Below are 15,859 nucleotides of genomic sequence, written 5' to 3' on the forward strand. Positions count from 1 at the left end.
TTCGTCACAGCAGCAGGAACACACCGGCTGCCACCAGCCACAATGACCATGCGATGTAGGTCGCCGGCGTCAGCGCCGCGGCCAGCTTCCAGCCGCCGGGTTCGAACGAGCCCACGAATTCCAGTGAGCACACCGCCAGCACCGCGCCGGCAATGATGCCCACGATCCCGAGCCAGGCCGGAACGGCAGTGCTCTGGATCATGGCCACGCCGGCCAGGATGCTCCACGCGCCGCTGAGCAGGTAGCCCAGGTGCTCACCGACGGCTACGCCCAGATAGCGGTTGAAGGACTGGAAGACGACGTCGACGGCTTCTTTGCGGGCTGCGGTGGCGTCAGGATCGGTGGCCGTGCGGGCAAGGTAGGGCACCAGGAACGGCCAGCGGATGAGCCCCAGGAATTGCACGACGGCGGCCAGCACGCCCACCGCGGAACCCAGCGCCAGCAGCGTCGTATCCGCGCCGGCCAGTGCACCGGACAGCAGGACCGCGGCCGGCGCCAGCAGCACTGCCGTCAGTGCAAACGACCACCAGAGCAGCACCAGACCTGGCCCGCCGTCGCGGAAGCGGAGCAGGACTTCCTGTGTGGGCCTGCGGAGGATGTCCGGATAATCGAACTTTGCGGCCAGGGCGGCGAATGCTGCATTGAAGGCGACCGGAAGGACAATGAGCATGATGCCGGCCGCGACGGTGGCATTCACCGCTGGGTCCCGGCGGCGGAAGGTCCGTCACGCAATCGTCCGACGGCGGCGCTCACCGCCGGGGTAACCGGCCGCTCGCGTCGGGGGCCGAGAATCCGGCGGAGGGCAAGACCGGTGATGAGAGTGACCGCCAACGCGCCACTGGAGCCGAATGCGGCGTAGCCCCGGTCGGCGTCGACGATGACATGGGAGGTTACAGTCCAGCCGAGCATCCAGGAGGCGCCTACGGTCACCGTCCACAGAACAGCGACTCGCCATCCGCGGCGGAATGCAATGCCCTGGCCCAAACCCACAGCAGCTCCGGCGATGAGGCCGGTCACGGCCAGGGCGCCTACTGTCGTGGCAGATCCCGTGACGGCGGCAGCGAGGGCACCACCGACGCCCATGCCGATGGTGCTCACGCCTATCCAGTGCCAGCTGACAGCGGGCCGCAGGGCCAGCCACTGGGCAGTGCCGATGAGGGTGCCGGCAACAGCACCCGCCAGTGCCGCGGTTGGCGGGCTGGTGGCCGAACCTACCAGCTGGAACGCCAGCCAGCCGCCTACAGGAAAACCAAGGAATGAGGGTAACCAGCGAAACCACGACATCGGAATCTCCTAGGGCAAAGCGGATTGTGTACGTTGTACGTTACGTCTAGTGTACACTGTACGCAATAGCCCGAAAGAAAGCTGGATCCGTGCCTTCAAGTTCTACATCCCGCAGCCGGCGGGCCCGCAACTCGCTCACGGTCGAGGAGATCCTGGATGTGGCCGAGCGGGTTGCGGCAGGCGGGATCGAGACGCTGACCGTCCGTGCAGTCGCCACAGAGCTCGAGTCCTCGCCCATGGCGCTGTACCGCTACTTCAGCACGAAGGACGAGCTGGTGGACGCACTGCTGAACCGGGTGCTGGGGCGCATGGAGCCGCCGTCGGACAGCGCCAGCTGGATCGAGGACCTGGGCGGGTTCGCGCGGAACCACCGGGACATGCTCAGCCGCCACCGGTGGGCAGTGACTGCTCTCTTCGCACATCCGGTGCCGGGACCCAACGCCCTCCCGATCGGCGAGTGGGCGCTGCGGATCCTGGCCCGCGGCGGGATCACCGGCGACGCGGCCGTAGCGACCCTCAGCGGCATCCTTGGCCTGAACTACGGCTGGGCGTCGTTCGTCGTGGCGCGGGCCGGCCGTACGGGGGAGTCGCTTGCCGAGGATCTCGCAGATCCAGGCGTGGCACAGGCGTTCCCCCTTACCGCCTCCGTGGCCGGGCCGATGAGCCGCTACGGCAGCGCGGAGCACTACGAGCTGGTGCTCGGCCAGCTGCTCGCCGGGATCCCGGTAGGCGCTCGCTAAGAAACACCCGATATAGTTGAGTGCACTATGGACGACCCTCCTTCACATATGCCCTGGCCCCTCACTGATTTGACCGGCACGCCGGTTAGCACAGGAGAGGGGCGCCCCCAATGAACGAATGGATCATGATCGGGATCGGCCTGATCCTGACAGTCGGCACCGGATTCTTCGTCGCGTCCGAGTTTGCACTGGTCAATCTTGACCGCAACGATCTGGAAGCGCGCCAGGCCCGTGGTGAGAAACGCCTTGCCCCCACTATCAGCGCCCTGAAGATGACCTCGACGCACCTTTCCGGTGCGCAGCTGGGCATCACCCTCACCACCCTCCTGACCGGTTACACCTTCGAACCTGCCATCAGCAAGCTGCTGAGCGGTCCGCTGACGGCGGCCGGGTTCCCGGAAGGCCTCGTGCCCGGGGTGGGCGCCGTCGTTGCGATTTTCATCGCCACCATCTTCTCTATGGTGATCGGCGAGCTGGTTCCCAAGAACTTCGCGCTGGCGCTGCCACTGGCCACCGCCAAGGTGGTGGTTCCGTTCCAGGCCCTGTTCACTGCGGTGTTCAAGCCCGTCATCCTCCTGTTTAACAACACTGCGAACGCCATCATCAGGTCCTTCGGCATCGAGCCCAAGGAGGAACTCTCAGGTGCCCGCAGCGCTGAGGAACTGAGTTCGCTGGTGCGCCGCTCCGCACTGGAAGGCGTCCTCGACCTGGACCATGCCGCCCTGCTGCACCGCACGCTGCGCTTCTCCGAGCACAGCGCCGCCGACGTTCTGACCCCGCGCGTGCGGATGACCGCCGTGAACACGGACGACACCGCCGAGCAGATCATCGCACTGGCCAGCTCCACCGGCTATTCGCGGTTTCCCGTTATCGGCCGCGACCGGGACGACGTACTCGGCGTGCTCCACGTCAAACACGCCTTCGCCGTGGACCTTGAGGAACGCGACAGTGTCCACGCGGCTGACCTGATGATCGAACCGCTCATGGTCCCCGAGTCCATGGGCGTCGACTCCCTCCTGGTGCTGCTGCGCAAGCAGGGCCTCCAGGTGGCCATCGTGTCCGACGAGCACGGCGGAACGGCCGGCATCGTCACCCTGGAGGATCTGGTGGAGGAGATCGTCGGCGAGCTGGAGGACGAGCACGACCGCGCCCGCGTGGGCGTGGTCCGGACCGGACGGTCCATTACCTTCGATGCCTCGCTGCGTCCGGATGAGCTCCTGGACCGGACCGGCATCGCCGTCCCTGACGGCGAGGATTACGACACCGTGGCCGGTTTCGTCGCGGACCGGCTGGACCGCATCCCGGAGCTCGGCGACGAGGTGGAGATCGACGGCGGCACGCTCCGTGTGGAGCGGGTGGCCGGCACCCACGTGGGGCGCCTGAAATTCACGCCGGAGGAATCAGCAGAGCCGCCCAGGAGCGCGCATGACAGGATTATCGACAGCCTCACACAGGAGCTGACCCATGAGTGAGTATCTTCCGGGCATCATCTGGCTCGCCGTATTGCTGGTGGTCAACGGCTTCTTCGTCGGCGCCGAGTTCGCCGTCATCTCCGCCCGGCGTTCACAAATCGAGCCGAAGGCGGAGGCGGGCAGCAAGGCGGCGAAAACCACTCTGTGGGCGATGGAGCATGCCACGCTCATGCTGGCCACCAGCCAGCTCGGCATCACCGTCTGCTCGCTCGTGATCCTGAACGTCTCCGAACCGGCGATCCACCACCTGCTGGAAATCCCTCTGGGCCTGACGTCCCTCTCCGGGGAAGCGATCGGAATCATCGCCTTCGTGGCGGCGCTGCTCTTGGTGACCTTCCTGCACGTGGTCCTCGGCGAGATGGTCCCCAAGAACATCTCGTTCTCGGTCCCCACCCGCGCGGCGCTCATCCTCGCCCCACCGCTGGTGATGGTGGCGCGCATCTTCAAGCCGGTCATCTGGACCCTGAACGGCATCGCCAACTCGATCCTGCGCCTGTTCCGGGTGCAGCCCAAGGACGAGGCCACCAGCGCCTACACCCTGGACGAGGTGGCCAACATCGTGGAGCAGTCCACCAGGGAAGGCGTCCTGACCGACAACACCGGCGCCCTCACCGCGGCCTTCGAGTTCACCGAAAAGACCGTGGCCGACGTCGAGGTCCCCATCGCCGAGATGGTGCTGCTGCCGGCGTCCGCGACGCCGGCAGACATCCAGCGGGCCGTGGCCGAGCACGGCTACTCCCGGTACATCCTGACCGACGACGACGGCGACCCCTCCGGTTACCTGCACCTGAAGGACGTCCTGGACCTCACCACGGCGGAGAAGTTCACCCGGCCCGTGCCGGAGAAACGCATCCGCCGGCTGGCCTCGACCTTCCGCGGCAGCGAGCTTGAGGACGCCCTCGCCACCATGCGCCGGACCGGCGCCCACGTTGCCAGGGTGTTCGACGCGCGGGGCACCACCACCGGTGTGCTGTTCCTCGAGGACATCATCGAGGAACTGGTGGGCGAGGTGCAGGACGCCACCAGCTCCTAGGCCACCTGGAATCTAGCGAACCCCGAACACACCGAAGTCCGGTGGCAGGTGGCTGATGCCGCCGGCCACCGGACTTCGGTGGGTTAAGGACCTACTTGTTGGCTACCGCTTTGGGGCCTGCGGTGCCGCCGAGCGTGGATTCAATCCACACAGGGCCGGGGTTGGTGGTGCCGGCGGCCGCGTTCCGGAGCCGCAGGGTGTAGACGCCCCCGGTTGCCGGTGCCGCAGCTGCGGTGACGGCTGCCTGGCCCAGGAGCCGGCCGGTCGGGCCGCCGGCGCGGAGGGTGACGGTTCCGCCGACAACGGAGCTGGTGCCGTCAATCCTGAGATCGCCGGTCCTCCATTGGGCGACGCCGATGGTCACGCGGTCTGTAACCGGTACAACCTTGACCTCATCCGTTTTGACGGTTGTGCCAGCAGTGACCGTCAGCTTGAACGTGAGGGGGCTGTTGGTCATCGGGGACTGGAAGACCGGAAGGCTGAACGTCGGCTTGAGCGTGGTGGCCCCGGTGAGCGTGACCTTGTCCGGATCGGTTGGCCCGGTCAGGACCTGCGTCCACTGGTAGGTAGCGCCGGCAGCAGTGGATCCTGTGCCGTCCAGGGTGACGGTGGTGGCCGTGGTGCGGCGGGCAATGTTCTGGTCCGGGCCGGCCACAGCTACGACGGCGCCCTGTGAGGTGACGGCGGCGGTCTTGGCCGATTCGGGGCTGCTGCCGTTGGCGTTGCTGGCCTTGATCGTGAACTGGTAGGCAGTGTCGCCCGCGAGTCCGCCGTAGACCATGGACGTTGCGGTGCCGGCTGCCGTCTTGGCTGCGCCGAATGGTGTGCCGTCAGCGGTGTAGGCCTGAACGGAGTAGCCGGTGATGGTCAGCCCAGCTGCGCCGGGGTTCGGGGCGGTCCAGGACAGGGTTGCCGTGCCCTGGCCCACGACGGGTGCGCCCGAGAAGGCGGGAGCGGCAGGCACCGGATCGTTGGTGACCTTGAAGATGGCCTCGCTGATGGTGGAGACGTTGCCGGACGGGTCGAACGCGGCAAACCGCAGCGTTGTGTTCGTGGCGATGTTCATCGGAGCGGTGTAGCGGCTGGCTGTGGTGCCGAGGACGCCGCCGGAGAGGACCGGATCGGAACCGTCGACGGTGTAGTAGATGTCGCTGCCCGCCTCGTTGGCGGTGAGGGTAACCCGCTGGGCCACGGGGGAAGTGCCGCCGTTGGGCGTGGCCGATACCGTCGGGGCCGTGCTGTCCGTGACAGGGATGGCATGCGCTGCAGGGTAGGTCTCACCGACGCTGCTGACGCCGACGACGTACACGTCGTAATCCTCATTGGCGGAGAGGCCGGTGATCGTGGTGCCGGTGGCTGCCTGGCCCGAGATGCGCTTGCCGATCTCCACCTGCTCATTGCCGGATACGGTCTTGCCGACTGCAATGGCACGGTAGCCGGTGATGGCCGGAGTTCCGGGGGTAGCCGTGGCAGGCTTCCAGTTCAGCTTCAGCCCGCCCGCAACCTTGGCGGCCGTGATGTCCGTGGGCGCCTGAGGTCCGGACTGCAGCGGGCCGTTGGGGCAGCCGCCCATGCCGGGGCCGCCGGGCTCGCCGTATTCAGCGATGGTCAAGCCCTGGCGATTGGCATCGGCGTCCTCGAACTGCCAGGCCATGGCGCGTTCACCGAGGCCGGCGTCCGCAGCGATTTTTGCAGTGGCGGCGTCGTCGAAGTTGTAGGTGGCGGTGAAGGTGTCCCCGCTGACTACCAGGCTGGAGGAGTAGCCACCCTTGGGGGCCGGCGCGAGCGGGCCGGGGACGGCGCGGATGTCTCGGCGTGCCACTGTGGTGTCCTTCAGCGCCGGCTCAATGATCCGCTGTTCCATCTGCGCGGGGTTGACACCGGCTCCGATGTGCCCCTTGACGGTGAGCGTGGTGCCGTTGAGTACGGCATCCCCTGTGACGTAGGTGTCCTGGACGGTGGTTTCATCGGCGGGGGCGGCGCCGAACTCAATTGAGACGACGTCGCCGGGGCGGATATCCGGAGTGATGTTCAGCCCGGTTCCTGCGCCCCAGCAGTAGCCGCCGGGGTGGTTGATTTCGAAGGCCACGTCCCCTTCGGCCACGGTGCCTACAGCGGAGCCGACCACACCGACACCGGGCCGCGTGACTTTCACCGTTGCGGTCTCGCCGATGTGGTCCTGGTAGCCCTCGATCGTGACGAAGTCGCGGTCGGGGAAGACAACGATGTTGTCCGGGAAAGCGGGCACGGCCGCATTGGCGGCGGGAATGGCGAACATGGAGGTTGAGCAGATGACCGCGGAGACGGTGGCGAAGACGCCGGCCCTGCGGACGCCGGGAAGGCGAGAAGTGTGCGCTCCCGGCTCGCGTTGTGCTGATTTCATGATGACCTCATCGATCCGAGGTGCGCGACCTTCACGCACAATCACAGAATCAATAAGGCCCCTTGGGGAAACGCTGTGCGATTCGGCTTGCACCGACGCTCCGCGGCACCGGGTTGGCCGCACATTTCGGGTCCCCCACATGGAGGGGCCCGTGAGGGGGAAGAAGGTGAATTGCCCAAGTCAGGGCTGGCTTTTTCCGGCGGTCACCCATGAGGGGGACGTGTACCCCGCAGAGGGGTGCATACCCCCAAATGCCCCCAGCAAGGGGGGTTCAGATTTCCGGGTTTCCCCAAGGGTGGGGCCGGAAATCAGCCCTGGCGGGCGTTCTTTGCTGCCTTCTTGGCGGCCTCGTCCTTGACCCGCTGCGCCTCCGTGCGGACGGCAGCCTGCGTGGCGCGCTCGGCGACCAGCCACGCTGGGGGAGCCTGCAGCAGCGCGGTGATTTCCGCCGTCGTCAGCGCCTCCTCGACCCCGCCGCGGGCAAGGCCGCTGATGGAGATGTTGAGCTTCTGCGCCACCACCGGGCGGGGGTGCGGGCCGTTGCGGCGCAGTTCAGCCAGCCACTCCGGCGGGTTGGACTGCAGCTCGGCGAACTCCGCGCGCGTGATGGTTGAATCCTGGAACTCCTGGGGCGTCGCCGGCAGGTAGATGCCGAGCTTCTTGGCAACGGTGGCCGGCTTCATGGACTGGGAGTTAGCGGAGGTCATGCATTAAGGGTATCCGGCTGTGCCGCCTCCCCTGACCAAGGATGCCCGCAGTCAAGGATGTCCGCAGTACTGTGAAGGTGTGCCCGCTGAAGATGAACCCACCCTGGACCCGGCTCTGCCGGAGTCCCCGCGAGAGCTCCGCTTTGCCTACGTCCCCGGCGTGACGCCAGGGAAGTGGATCCGGCGCTGGGAGGAACGGATGCCGGACGTTCCGCTGCACTCGTTCATGTCCGACGGCGGCACGCAGCTTTCCGTGTTGCATGACGGTTCGGCGGACCTGAGCTTTGTCCGCCTGCCGGTGGAACGCGAAGGGTTGAACGTTATCCCCCTTTATGCGGAGCAGCCCGTGGTGGTGGCGCCCAAGGGACACGAAATCACCGTGTTCGAGGACGTGGCGCTGGAGGACCTTGCCGAGGAAAACTTCCTCGACGCCGATGAACTGGGCGGGCCGGAAATGGCCCTGCAGGTGGTGGCGTCCGGCGCCGGCCTGCTGATACTTCCCATGTCCGTGGCGCGGCATTTCAACACCAAGGACACGGTGGCCCGCCGCCTCACCGGGGCGCCGGAGACACAGATCGCGCTCGCGTGGCCCAGCGACGCCACGGACGAGGTCATCGAGGAGTTCATCGGCATTGTCCGCGGCCGCACGGCACAGAGCTCGCGGCAGCCGTCCGCGCAGCAGGAGAAACCGAAGAAGGCGCCCAAGCCGGACCTTCGCGGCACCGGGGCCGGCGGCAAGAAGCCGAAAGTCGCCCAGCGGTACGCACCCAACCCGGACAAGGGGCGGGGCCGCGGCTCGCGGAAGAAGGGCAAGCGGTAACTGCTGCTGCCAAGCTGGCGGTCTTGCAAAACTGTGTTGCGCAGGTTCACAGTGAGGCAATGAGCACCACGTCCCATGAAGTGTTCGACGCAACCCCCGAAGGCGACGCACCAGAACTGAAGCGGGTCCTCGGGCCAAAGCTCCTGCTCCTCTTCATCGTCGGCGACATCCTCGGCGCGGGCGTGTATGCGGTCACCGGTACCATGGCCGGCACGGTGGGCGGCATTGTCTGGCTGCCGTTCCTGCTGGCCTTCGTCGTCGCGACGCTGACCGCTTTCTCCTACCTGGAGCTGGTCACGCAATACCCGCAGGCGGCAGGCGCAGCGCTGTATACGCACAAGGCATATGGCATCCACTTCGTCACCTTCCTGGTGGCGTTCGCCGTCGTCTGTTCCGGCATCACCAGCGCCTCGACTTCCGCCAACGTGCTTGCGCAGAACTTTTTCGGGGGCCTGGAGATCAACGGCTGGATGGGCGACCCCGGACAGGGGGTGATCACCGCGGTGGCGCTCGGCTTCATGCTGCTGCTGGCGCTGATCAACCTGCGCGGCGTGGGGGAGAGCGTGAAATTCAACGTGGTGCTCACGCTCGTGGAGATGATCGCCCTCTGCATCGTGATCGGCGTCGGGTTCTATGTGATGGCGCAGGGCGGCGGCAACATCGAAGAAATCACTGTCTTCACCGACGGCCAGGACAAGGGCCTCTTCCTCGCCGTCACGGCGGCCACCTCGATCGCGTTCTTTGCGATGGTGGGCTTCGAGGACTCCGTGAACATGGTTGAGGAGACCCACAACCCCGAGCGGATCTTCCCGCGGACCATGCTGACCGGGCTGGGCATCGCGGTGATCCTCTACATGCTGGTTGCCGTCTCCGTGGTCAGCGTGCTCTCACCCACGGAACTCGCAGGGATCAGGGAGGCCGAGGGCGCGGCGCTCCTCGAAGTGGTGCACAAGGGCTCACCGGACTTCCCGATCGACAAGATCTTCCCGTTCCTCGCCGTCTTCGCCGTCGCGAACACGGCGCTGATCAACATGCTGATGGCCAGCCGCCTCATTTACGGCATGGCCCGGCAGGACGTGCTGCCGCGGCCGCTCGGCAAGGTGCTGCCGGGCCGCCGCACGCCGTGGGCCGGCATCGCGTTCTCCACCGTCCTCGCTCTGGGGCTGATCTGGTACGTGACCAGCGATCCGGAGAGCAACATCGTCGCGAACCTGTCCGGTACGACCGCATTCCTGCTGCTGTGCGTGTTCACCGTGGTGAACGTGGCCTGCATTGTCCTCCGCGGCAAACGGGACCACACCCGGGAGGTGTTCTTCACCTCGCCCGGACCGCTGCCTATTGTCGCGGCCCTGCTGTGCGCGTTCCTGGCCGGTCCGTGGGTAGGCAGGGATGCCGTCCAGTACCAGATCGCCGGCGGACTGATGGGGGTCGGCGTGGTGCTGTGGCTGGTCACCTGGCTGATCAACAGGAGGACCAACCGCACGGCGGGGTCGGCCGCTGACGAGGTCTCATGACGTCAAACGGGACCTGGAGCGGCTGATCCCTGATCAGGGCCCGTGCCCGGTCGCCTGCAGTCACGGAGGTGTGCCAGCAGGGCCTGCTCCGGGCTTCCGGGGTTCTCGCCAAGACGCCGCAGCAGCGCCATCCGGACGTCCATGTCCGTGCCCTCGTCACTGAGGACGTGGCTGATCACGCCCATGATCTGGCGTCTAAAACCTTCCTCCTGCATGAGACCACGCTCCTTTGCTTCTGGTGGCAGTCTGCCGCCGGGCCGTTGGGAATAGCCGGGAACCGGTCGGATCCGCGGCGCCTGCGGCGGCCATACTTAGGGGGTCCCGCCCCCTCCCACCCATTCAGGTGGGACAGAAGCCCGAGGACGCCGCTTCCCAAGGTTTTCTGGAGTCCCGGGGCGCACCATGACTGTGGTTCCACACAAGGCCAGCGCCAACGCTGTCGCTAAAGGCCATCACAACCAGCTGGGAGGACGTCATGGCAGCAACACGGAGGGACGTGTTGAAACTAAGCCTGTTGGGCGGCGCCGTCGCCGCCACAGCATCAACCGCAGGGCCGGCCATCGCGGGTGTGCCCGGCCGCCGGGGTGCAGACGACAATGAGACAACGGTTGTCACGCCAAGCAGGCTCGCCCCGGCGAACATGCCGGTTCCGTTCACCACCGTCTTCCGGCGGCCGCCGGAACTGCTCCCCTACGCCACGGGCCGGGACGGGGACGGCACGCCGTTTGCGAAATATGCACTGAACCAGAAACTGGGCAAGGCCCAGATCGCACGGGGGCTCAGCACCACCCTGGCGGGGTACAACGGCGTTTTCCCGGGCCCCACCATCCGCGTGCAGCAGGGCACCCGCTCCGAGCTGAGGATCAGTAACCGCCTGCCCGCGACGGGCCTGCTCTACCCGAACACCTTCAACACGGTTACCCACTTGCACGGCTCGGCGTCGCTGCCCCAGTATGACGGGTACGCCAACGACCGCACTGCACCCGGCAAGGTGAAGAACTACCACTATCCAAACTGGCAGGCGGCGCGGACGCTCTGGTACCACGACCACAACCACATGCTGACCGCTCAGGGCGTGTACTCGGGGCTCGCGTCCACCTACGCCATCACCAGTGCGGGTGAGCAGGCACAATTGCCGCAGGGCGAGTTCGACGTGCCCATCCTGGTCTCGGACGTGATGCTCAACGCCGACGGGTCCCTCGGCTACAACGACAACGGTCACGCCGGGCTGTGGGGCGACATCATCATGGTCAACGGGGTTCCGTGGCCCACCATGAAGGTCAAGCCGCGGATATACCGGTTCCGGTTCCTGGTCGGCTCGATCACCCGCTCCTACCGCTTCGCCCTGTCCAACGGCGATCCGTTCCACGTGGTGGGCACCGACGCCGGAATGACCCCGAAGGTGCAGGCGGTGTCCTCCTGGCGGCAGGGGACAGCCGAACGCTACGAGGTGCTGATCGACTTCCGGAAGTACAAGCCGGGCCAGTCTGTGGAGCTGCGGAACCTGAGCAACAAGAACAACGTGAACTTCGCCAACACCGGCAAGGTCATGAAGTTCCAGGTGGTGGCCGATTCCGCCGCCCAGCCAGGGTCCCGCTCAATATCCTCCATCCCCACCACGCTGGACCCCGGCCCGCACCCCAGCCGGGCCACCGGCGGGCTGGACACCATGGCCCTGACCCCGGACATGGCCGTCGCCAAGAGGATCCTCCGGGTTCAGCGGGAGGGCGGCGAATGGACCATCAACGGTGAAACCTGGGACGACGTGGAAAAATCCAACTTCACCCGGTGCTTCGGCAACCCGCAGCGCAACCAGGTGGAGCAGTGGACCATCGTCAACGAGTCCGGCGGCTGGTTCCATCCGGTCCACATCCATCTGATCGACGGCAAGATCATCGGCCGCAACACCAACGGCGGCAAACCGTTCGCGTGGGAAGGCGGTCCGAAGGACGTCTTCTACGCGGGCGAGAACGAGTCGGTCACGGTCCTCATGCAGTTCGACACCGGCAAGCACCTGGGCGGCCGGTATATGGTCCACTGCCACAACCTCGTCCACGAGGACCACGACATGATGGTCCAGTTCTCCGTGGGCGACCTGCGGAACAACGACCCCATCAATGCCGACAAGCCCGTGCTGGAAACCCGGCCCGAGGGGTACTACGCGTCGAAGTACAAGCTGGCCTACCCGGCGGGGACGTGACATGAGACGGACGCTGCTGATCGCACCGGCGGTGCTGCTGGCCTTCTCCCTGGCCGGCTGCACCGGCGGCGGCCAGGCCAGTCCGGCAGCCAACCCGGCACCCGCCCCGCCCACGAGCAGCCCCGCCAACACAGCGGACCGGGTCCTCGCACAGGCCGAGGAAGGGCAGGATCTGGGCAACGGCCGGCCCACCGTCAGCTACGACGGCCTGATGGTCCGGCGCAGGGTGGTGATCGCGGTGCACACCGGGCTGGATGCCGACGTCGCCGGTATCCGCAAGCGGCTGGACGCGGCCGCCGCGGCACGGGGCACCGCGCTGTCCGCCGTCTCGCCTGACGTGCTCGAGCCCGCCGTGCTGCAGCAGATGGTCCCCGAGGTCATCGTGGCCCTTCCGTCAACTGCCACTCCCGACGACGGACGCACCATTGTGCGGGCAGTCACCGAGGAGGACACCGGCAAGCTCGGCGTGAAGAACTTCTATGTCCTGCCCGTCCTGGTGCATGACCTGCGCTTCAACGTTGCCACAGCGGACCCCGGAGCCGTTTCTGCCGCGGTGGACCGGGAGGGCATCGTCTCCGACGCGCTCGGGAACTACAGCACTCAGGTGCGGGGCGGGCAGCTCAGCATCAGCTACACGGGCCCCCTGCTCGGCGACGAAACTGTCGAGAGTGTCCGCGAGGGCATCAGCCGGCCGGCACACATTCCCGCCGCCAACGTGAGCGTCGGGCCCAGGTCCGCGTCCGGAACAGGCGTGGACATGGCCGCCGAACCGCCGTGGGACGCGGAGCGGCTCGAAGGCCAGGCAATACACCCGCACACGGAGTGATACACCACTTCCAAACAGAAGCTGTGCACTGCAAGGACAGGAGAAACAGTGAGAAGCATATCGCCCACCATCCGGGACGTTGCCGAACGGGCCGGGGTCTCACTGACGACGGTGTCCTACGTGCTGTCCGGCAGGAGCGGAGGCACCACGCGGATCAGCCAGTCCACGCAGGAGCGCGTCATGGCCGCCGTCGACGATCTTGGCTACGTGCCCAATCAGGCAGCGCGCGGCATGCGCCGCGGCCGGACGGATCTGGTGGCCATCGCCATTGAGGACCTGGAATGGCCGCCGGACCGTGCGCTCGCCGCAGCCGCCGCCGCGATACTTCCGCGGCACGGCTACCAGCCGGTCATCCTGCTCGGCCAGTCGTGGCGGCAATTCATGCTGGCCGGCGGTGCCGACGGCGTCATCGTGGGCGTCCTCCCCGTCTCGGAGGAAGAGGACCAGGCCATCGCGGAGCTGGCCAGGCGCGGCATCGCGCAGGTGGTCATCTCCGAATCGGTGAAGGCCGAACAGGCCGTCGCGCTGCTCATCGACCGGATCGCCGGCTATGCCCAGGCCGCCGGCCAGCCGGCCCCGTGGAAGCGACTCAGCGGGAATGCCCTGTTTGGCTACGGTGCGCTGCTGCTGAACGAGGTGTTGTCCGCCGCCGGTGTTTTTGCCGAGCAGATCCCGGTCTTCTAGGAGCCCGGTGATCCAGAACCGGGTACCGGCAGCCGCGTAACAATCGGGCCTGGCCCCAGCCCGCCTACCGTGCACGGCACGGACGACGCCGGTACGTCATGGTCCGTAGCCAGGCGCAACATCAGCCGCCTCCGCGGTCCGTTCCTGCCGCCATGCGTCATCCGATGTCACCGGAAGACGCCCGCCGTTACGCCCTGTTTCCCCGCGAGTCCCCGCGCGTCCCGAAGCCCCAAAACGCGGCCCCCGCGGCAGGTTACGCCCCGTTTCCCTTCGTGACCGCGCCCTTCAGGCGGTGGTCCATCTCTGCTCTCATGGTGGACAACAAACGCCTTGAACGACCTGATGAAGGGAAGCACACCATGACCTCCGGAACCGGGCCGATACCGAAAATCAGCCTTCAAAACATCACCAAGAAGTTTACGGTGCGGCCCAGCAAGGACAACCCGGATGGGGCGGTCATGACCGCCCTGGACGGCATCTCCCTCGACGTTTCCGCAGGCGAATTCATCACCCTGGTGGGCCCCAGCGGCTCCGGCAAGACCACACTCCTGGACCTCCTGGCCGGACTCACCAAGCCGGACACCGGCCAGGTGCTGGTGGACGGCCGGGAAGTGGCAGGCCCGGGCCGGGACCGCGCCGTCGTCTTTCAGCAGTATGCGCTGTTTCCCTGGCGCACCGCGGCGGCGAACGTGTCCTTCGGGCTGGAAGGCGTGGGCAGCGACGGGAAGCGCTACAGCCGCAAGGAGCGGGCCGAGAAGGCACGCGAATACCTCGAGCTTGTTGGCCTCGGCGGATTTGGAGACCGTTACCCCCATGAACTGTCCGGCGGCATGAAGCAGCGCGTGGCCATCGCCCGCAGCCTGGCCTATGAGCCGGACATCCTGCTGATGGATGAACCGTTCGCCGCATTGGACGCCCAAACTCGCGAGCAGCTGCAGACCGAACTGCTCCGGATCTGGGCCGCCACGGGCAAGACCATCATTTTCATCACCCACGGCATCGACGAGGCCGTGTACCTGGGCCAGCGGGTGGCCGTGCTCAGCTCCCGGCCGGGGCGGCTGAAGGAAATCGTGGACATCGACCTTGGAGACCGCTCCGGTGACGAGGACGTCCGCTCCAACCCGGCATTCGTGGAACACCGGCACAAGGTTTGGTCCCTGCTGCATGACGAGGTACGCCGCGCCCAGGAAGCCGGCCACGCGAAGATCCAGCCCGACGGAACGGCACCGGACGAAACCAGGACCATCACCACCGGAAAGGCAGCCTGATGAGCACGCCAACACTGACCAAGGAAACGAAAACGGAAACCCAGTCCGGGTCCGCGGCGGCGGCCGGGGAGGCTACGACGGAGCGAAATCCGGCGCTGCGTCCCGGTCCCGGCAAGTCCCCGGCGGCCACGCTGCGCAGGTATGCCCTGCAGGGCGGCAAAGCTGTGTGGGGTGCCGGTGCGATCATCCTGTTCCTGCTGCTCTGGGAACTGGGACCCACCTACCTCGCTCCGGCATCGACGAGGGTTTTCCTTCCACCCCTGCACGAAGTGCTCGAGGCACTGGGCACACTCATCGGAAACGGCCAGCTGCAAAACCATCTCGCCGCCAGCCTGAGCCGGTCCGCCAGCGGCTTCGGCATCGCCGTCGTCACGGCCGTGGCCCTCGGCCTGCTCGTGGCCTGGTACGGAGCCCTTGACCGCTTCCTCAACCCGCTGCTGGAAGTCTTCAGGAACACGGCGGCGCTGGCCCTGCTCCCCGTGTTCACGCTGCTGCTCGGCATCGGCGAGACCTCGAAGATCAGCATCGTGGCCTACGCGGCATTCTTCCCGGTGCTGCTGAACACCATTGCCGGCGTCCGGACGGTCGACCCGCTGCTGATCCGGGCCGCCCGCTCACTGGGACTGTCCAACTTCCAGCTCTTCCAGAAGGTGATCCTTCCGTCCGCCGTGCCCACCATCTTCACGGGCATCCGGATGGCCGGCACATCCTCCATCCTCGTCCTGATCGCAGCCGAGATGGTCGGCGCCAAGGCTGGCCTGGGCTACCTGATCGTCAATTCGCAGATGAGCTTCCTCATCCCGGACATGTACGCGGGCATCCTGACCGTGTCCCTCCTCGGCCTGCTGGTCAACTACCTGCTGGTCGGCGTCGAACGCCATTTCTCCCGCTGGCGGACCGCCGTCGGATCCCGGACCGCTTGAACCGC

15 protein-coding genes are annotated in these 15,859 nt (G+C 66.7%); 10 read left to right on the top strand and 5 right to left on the bottom strand.

Annotated features, from left to right (window positions below):
- Positions 1 to 4 precede the first annotated feature (4 nt).
- Together DBZ45_RS12165 and DBZ45_RS12170 are read right to left on the bottom strand one after the other, a co-directional pair.
- Entirely contained in the window at positions 5 to 697 is a 693-nt protein-coding gene (locus tag DBZ45_RS12165; RefSeq protein ID WP_223257044.1) for a DUF4386 domain-containing protein, read from the bottom strand.
- Positions 694 to 1,284, bottom strand: a complete 591-nt coding sequence (locus DBZ45_RS12170; RefSeq protein ID WP_111904166.1) for a hypothetical protein — start codon at positions 1,282 to 1,284, stop codon at positions 694 to 696. Before DBZ45_RS12170 ends, DBZ45_RS12165 begins: the two co-directional genes overlap by 4 nt.
- Before the next feature lie 89 nt (positions 1,285 to 1,373).
- Between DBZ45_RS12170 and DBZ45_RS12175 the strand changes: the two genes are divergently transcribed.
- From DBZ45_RS12175 to DBZ45_RS12185, 3 genes are all read left to right on the top strand, one after another.
- Positions 1,374 to 2,024, top strand: a complete 651-nt coding sequence (locus DBZ45_RS12175; RefSeq protein ID WP_111904167.1) for a TetR/AcrR family transcriptional regulator — start codon at positions 1,374 to 1,376, stop codon at positions 2,022 to 2,024.
- A gap of 110 nt (positions 2,025 to 2,134) precedes the next feature.
- Positions 2,135 to 3,496: a hemolysin family protein gene (locus DBZ45_RS12180; protein ID WP_111904168.1), complete on the top strand. Its 1,362-nt coding sequence runs from the start codon at positions 2,135 to 2,137 to the stop codon at positions 3,494 to 3,496.
- On the top strand, positions 3,489 to 4,529 hold the full coding sequence (locus DBZ45_RS12185; RefSeq protein WP_111904169.1) for a hemolysin family protein: 1,041 nt from the start codon (positions 3,489 to 3,491) through the stop codon (positions 4,527 to 4,529). The genes DBZ45_RS12180 and DBZ45_RS12185 overlap by 8 nt, the downstream gene beginning before the upstream one ends.
- A gap of 91 nt (positions 4,530 to 4,620) precedes the next feature.
- Here DBZ45_RS12185 and DBZ45_RS12190 read toward each other — a convergent pair whose 3' ends face one another.
- Positions 4,621 to 6,912, bottom strand: coding sequence for a chitobiase/beta-hexosaminidase C-terminal domain-containing protein (locus DBZ45_RS12190; protein WP_111904170.1), 2,292 nt, complete (start codon positions 6,910 to 6,912; stop codon positions 4,621 to 4,623).
- Positions 6,913 to 7,220: 308 nt separating this feature from the next.
- Positions 7,221 to 7,619: a DUF5997 family protein gene (locus tag DBZ45_RS12195; protein WP_111904171.1), complete on the bottom strand. Its 399-nt coding sequence runs from the start codon at positions 7,617 to 7,619 to the stop codon at positions 7,221 to 7,223.
- 79 nt (positions 7,620 to 7,698) lie between these two features.
- On the opposite strand from DBZ45_RS12195, the gene DBZ45_RS12200 reads away from it, so the two are divergent.
- Together DBZ45_RS12200 and DBZ45_RS12205 are read left to right on the top strand one after the other, a co-directional pair.
- On the top strand, positions 7,699 to 8,439 hold the full coding sequence (locus DBZ45_RS12200; RefSeq protein ID WP_190243110.1) for a LysR family transcriptional regulator substrate-binding protein: 741 nt from the start codon (positions 7,699 to 7,701) through the stop codon (positions 8,437 to 8,439).
- Positions 8,440 to 8,498: 59 nt separating this feature from the next.
- Positions 8,499 to 9,953, top strand: a complete 1,455-nt coding sequence (locus tag DBZ45_RS12205; protein WP_111904172.1) for an APC family permease — start codon at positions 8,499 to 8,501, stop codon at positions 9,951 to 9,953.
- 2 nt (positions 9,954 to 9,955) lie between these two features.
- Here the strand turns inward: DBZ45_RS12205 and DBZ45_RS12210 are convergent, their stop codons facing one another.
- A complete protein-coding gene (locus tag DBZ45_RS12210) occupies positions 9,956 to 10,168 on the bottom strand; it encodes a hypothetical protein (RefSeq protein ID WP_111904173.1) in 213 nt (70 codons plus the stop codon).
- A 260-nt stretch (positions 10,169 to 10,428) separates the two neighbouring features.
- Between DBZ45_RS12210 and DBZ45_RS12215 the strand changes: the two genes are divergently transcribed.
- The 5 genes from DBZ45_RS12215 (at position 10,429) to DBZ45_RS12235 (ending at position 15,854) form a co-directional block, all read left to right on the top strand.
- Positions 10,429 to 12,153, top strand: coding sequence for a multicopper oxidase family protein (locus tag DBZ45_RS12215; protein WP_223257045.1), 1,725 nt, complete (start codon positions 10,429 to 10,431; stop codon positions 12,151 to 12,153).
- 1 nt (position 12,154) lies between these two features.
- A complete protein-coding gene (locus DBZ45_RS12220) occupies positions 12,155 to 12,979 on the top strand; it encodes a hypothetical protein (protein ID WP_111904175.1) in 825 nt (274 codons plus the stop codon).
- Positions 12,980 to 13,027: 48 nt separating this feature from the next.
- Positions 13,028 to 13,663: a LacI family DNA-binding transcriptional regulator gene (locus DBZ45_RS12225; RefSeq protein WP_111904176.1), complete on the top strand. Its 636-nt coding sequence runs from the start codon at positions 13,028 to 13,030 to the stop codon at positions 13,661 to 13,663.
- 359 nt (positions 13,664 to 14,022) lie between these two features.
- The gene (locus DBZ45_RS12230; RefSeq protein ID WP_111904216.1) at positions 14,023 to 14,931 is read left to right on the top strand and encodes an ABC transporter ATP-binding protein; all 909 of its coding nucleotides are present in this window, start codon (positions 14,023 to 14,025) and stop codon (positions 14,929 to 14,931) included.
- The gene (locus tag DBZ45_RS12235; protein ID WP_111904177.1) at positions 14,931 to 15,854 is read left to right on the top strand and encodes an ABC transporter permease; all 924 of its coding nucleotides are present in this window, start codon (positions 14,931 to 14,933) and stop codon (positions 15,852 to 15,854) included. Before DBZ45_RS12230 ends, DBZ45_RS12235 begins: the two co-directional genes overlap by 1 nt.
- The last annotated feature ends 5 nt before the right edge of the window (positions 15,855 to 15,859 follow it).

The organism is Arthrobacter globiformis, assembly GCF_003261175.1.
GTDB lineage: Bacteria > Actinomycetota > Actinomycetes > Actinomycetales > Micrococcaceae > Arthrobacter > Arthrobacter globiformis_A.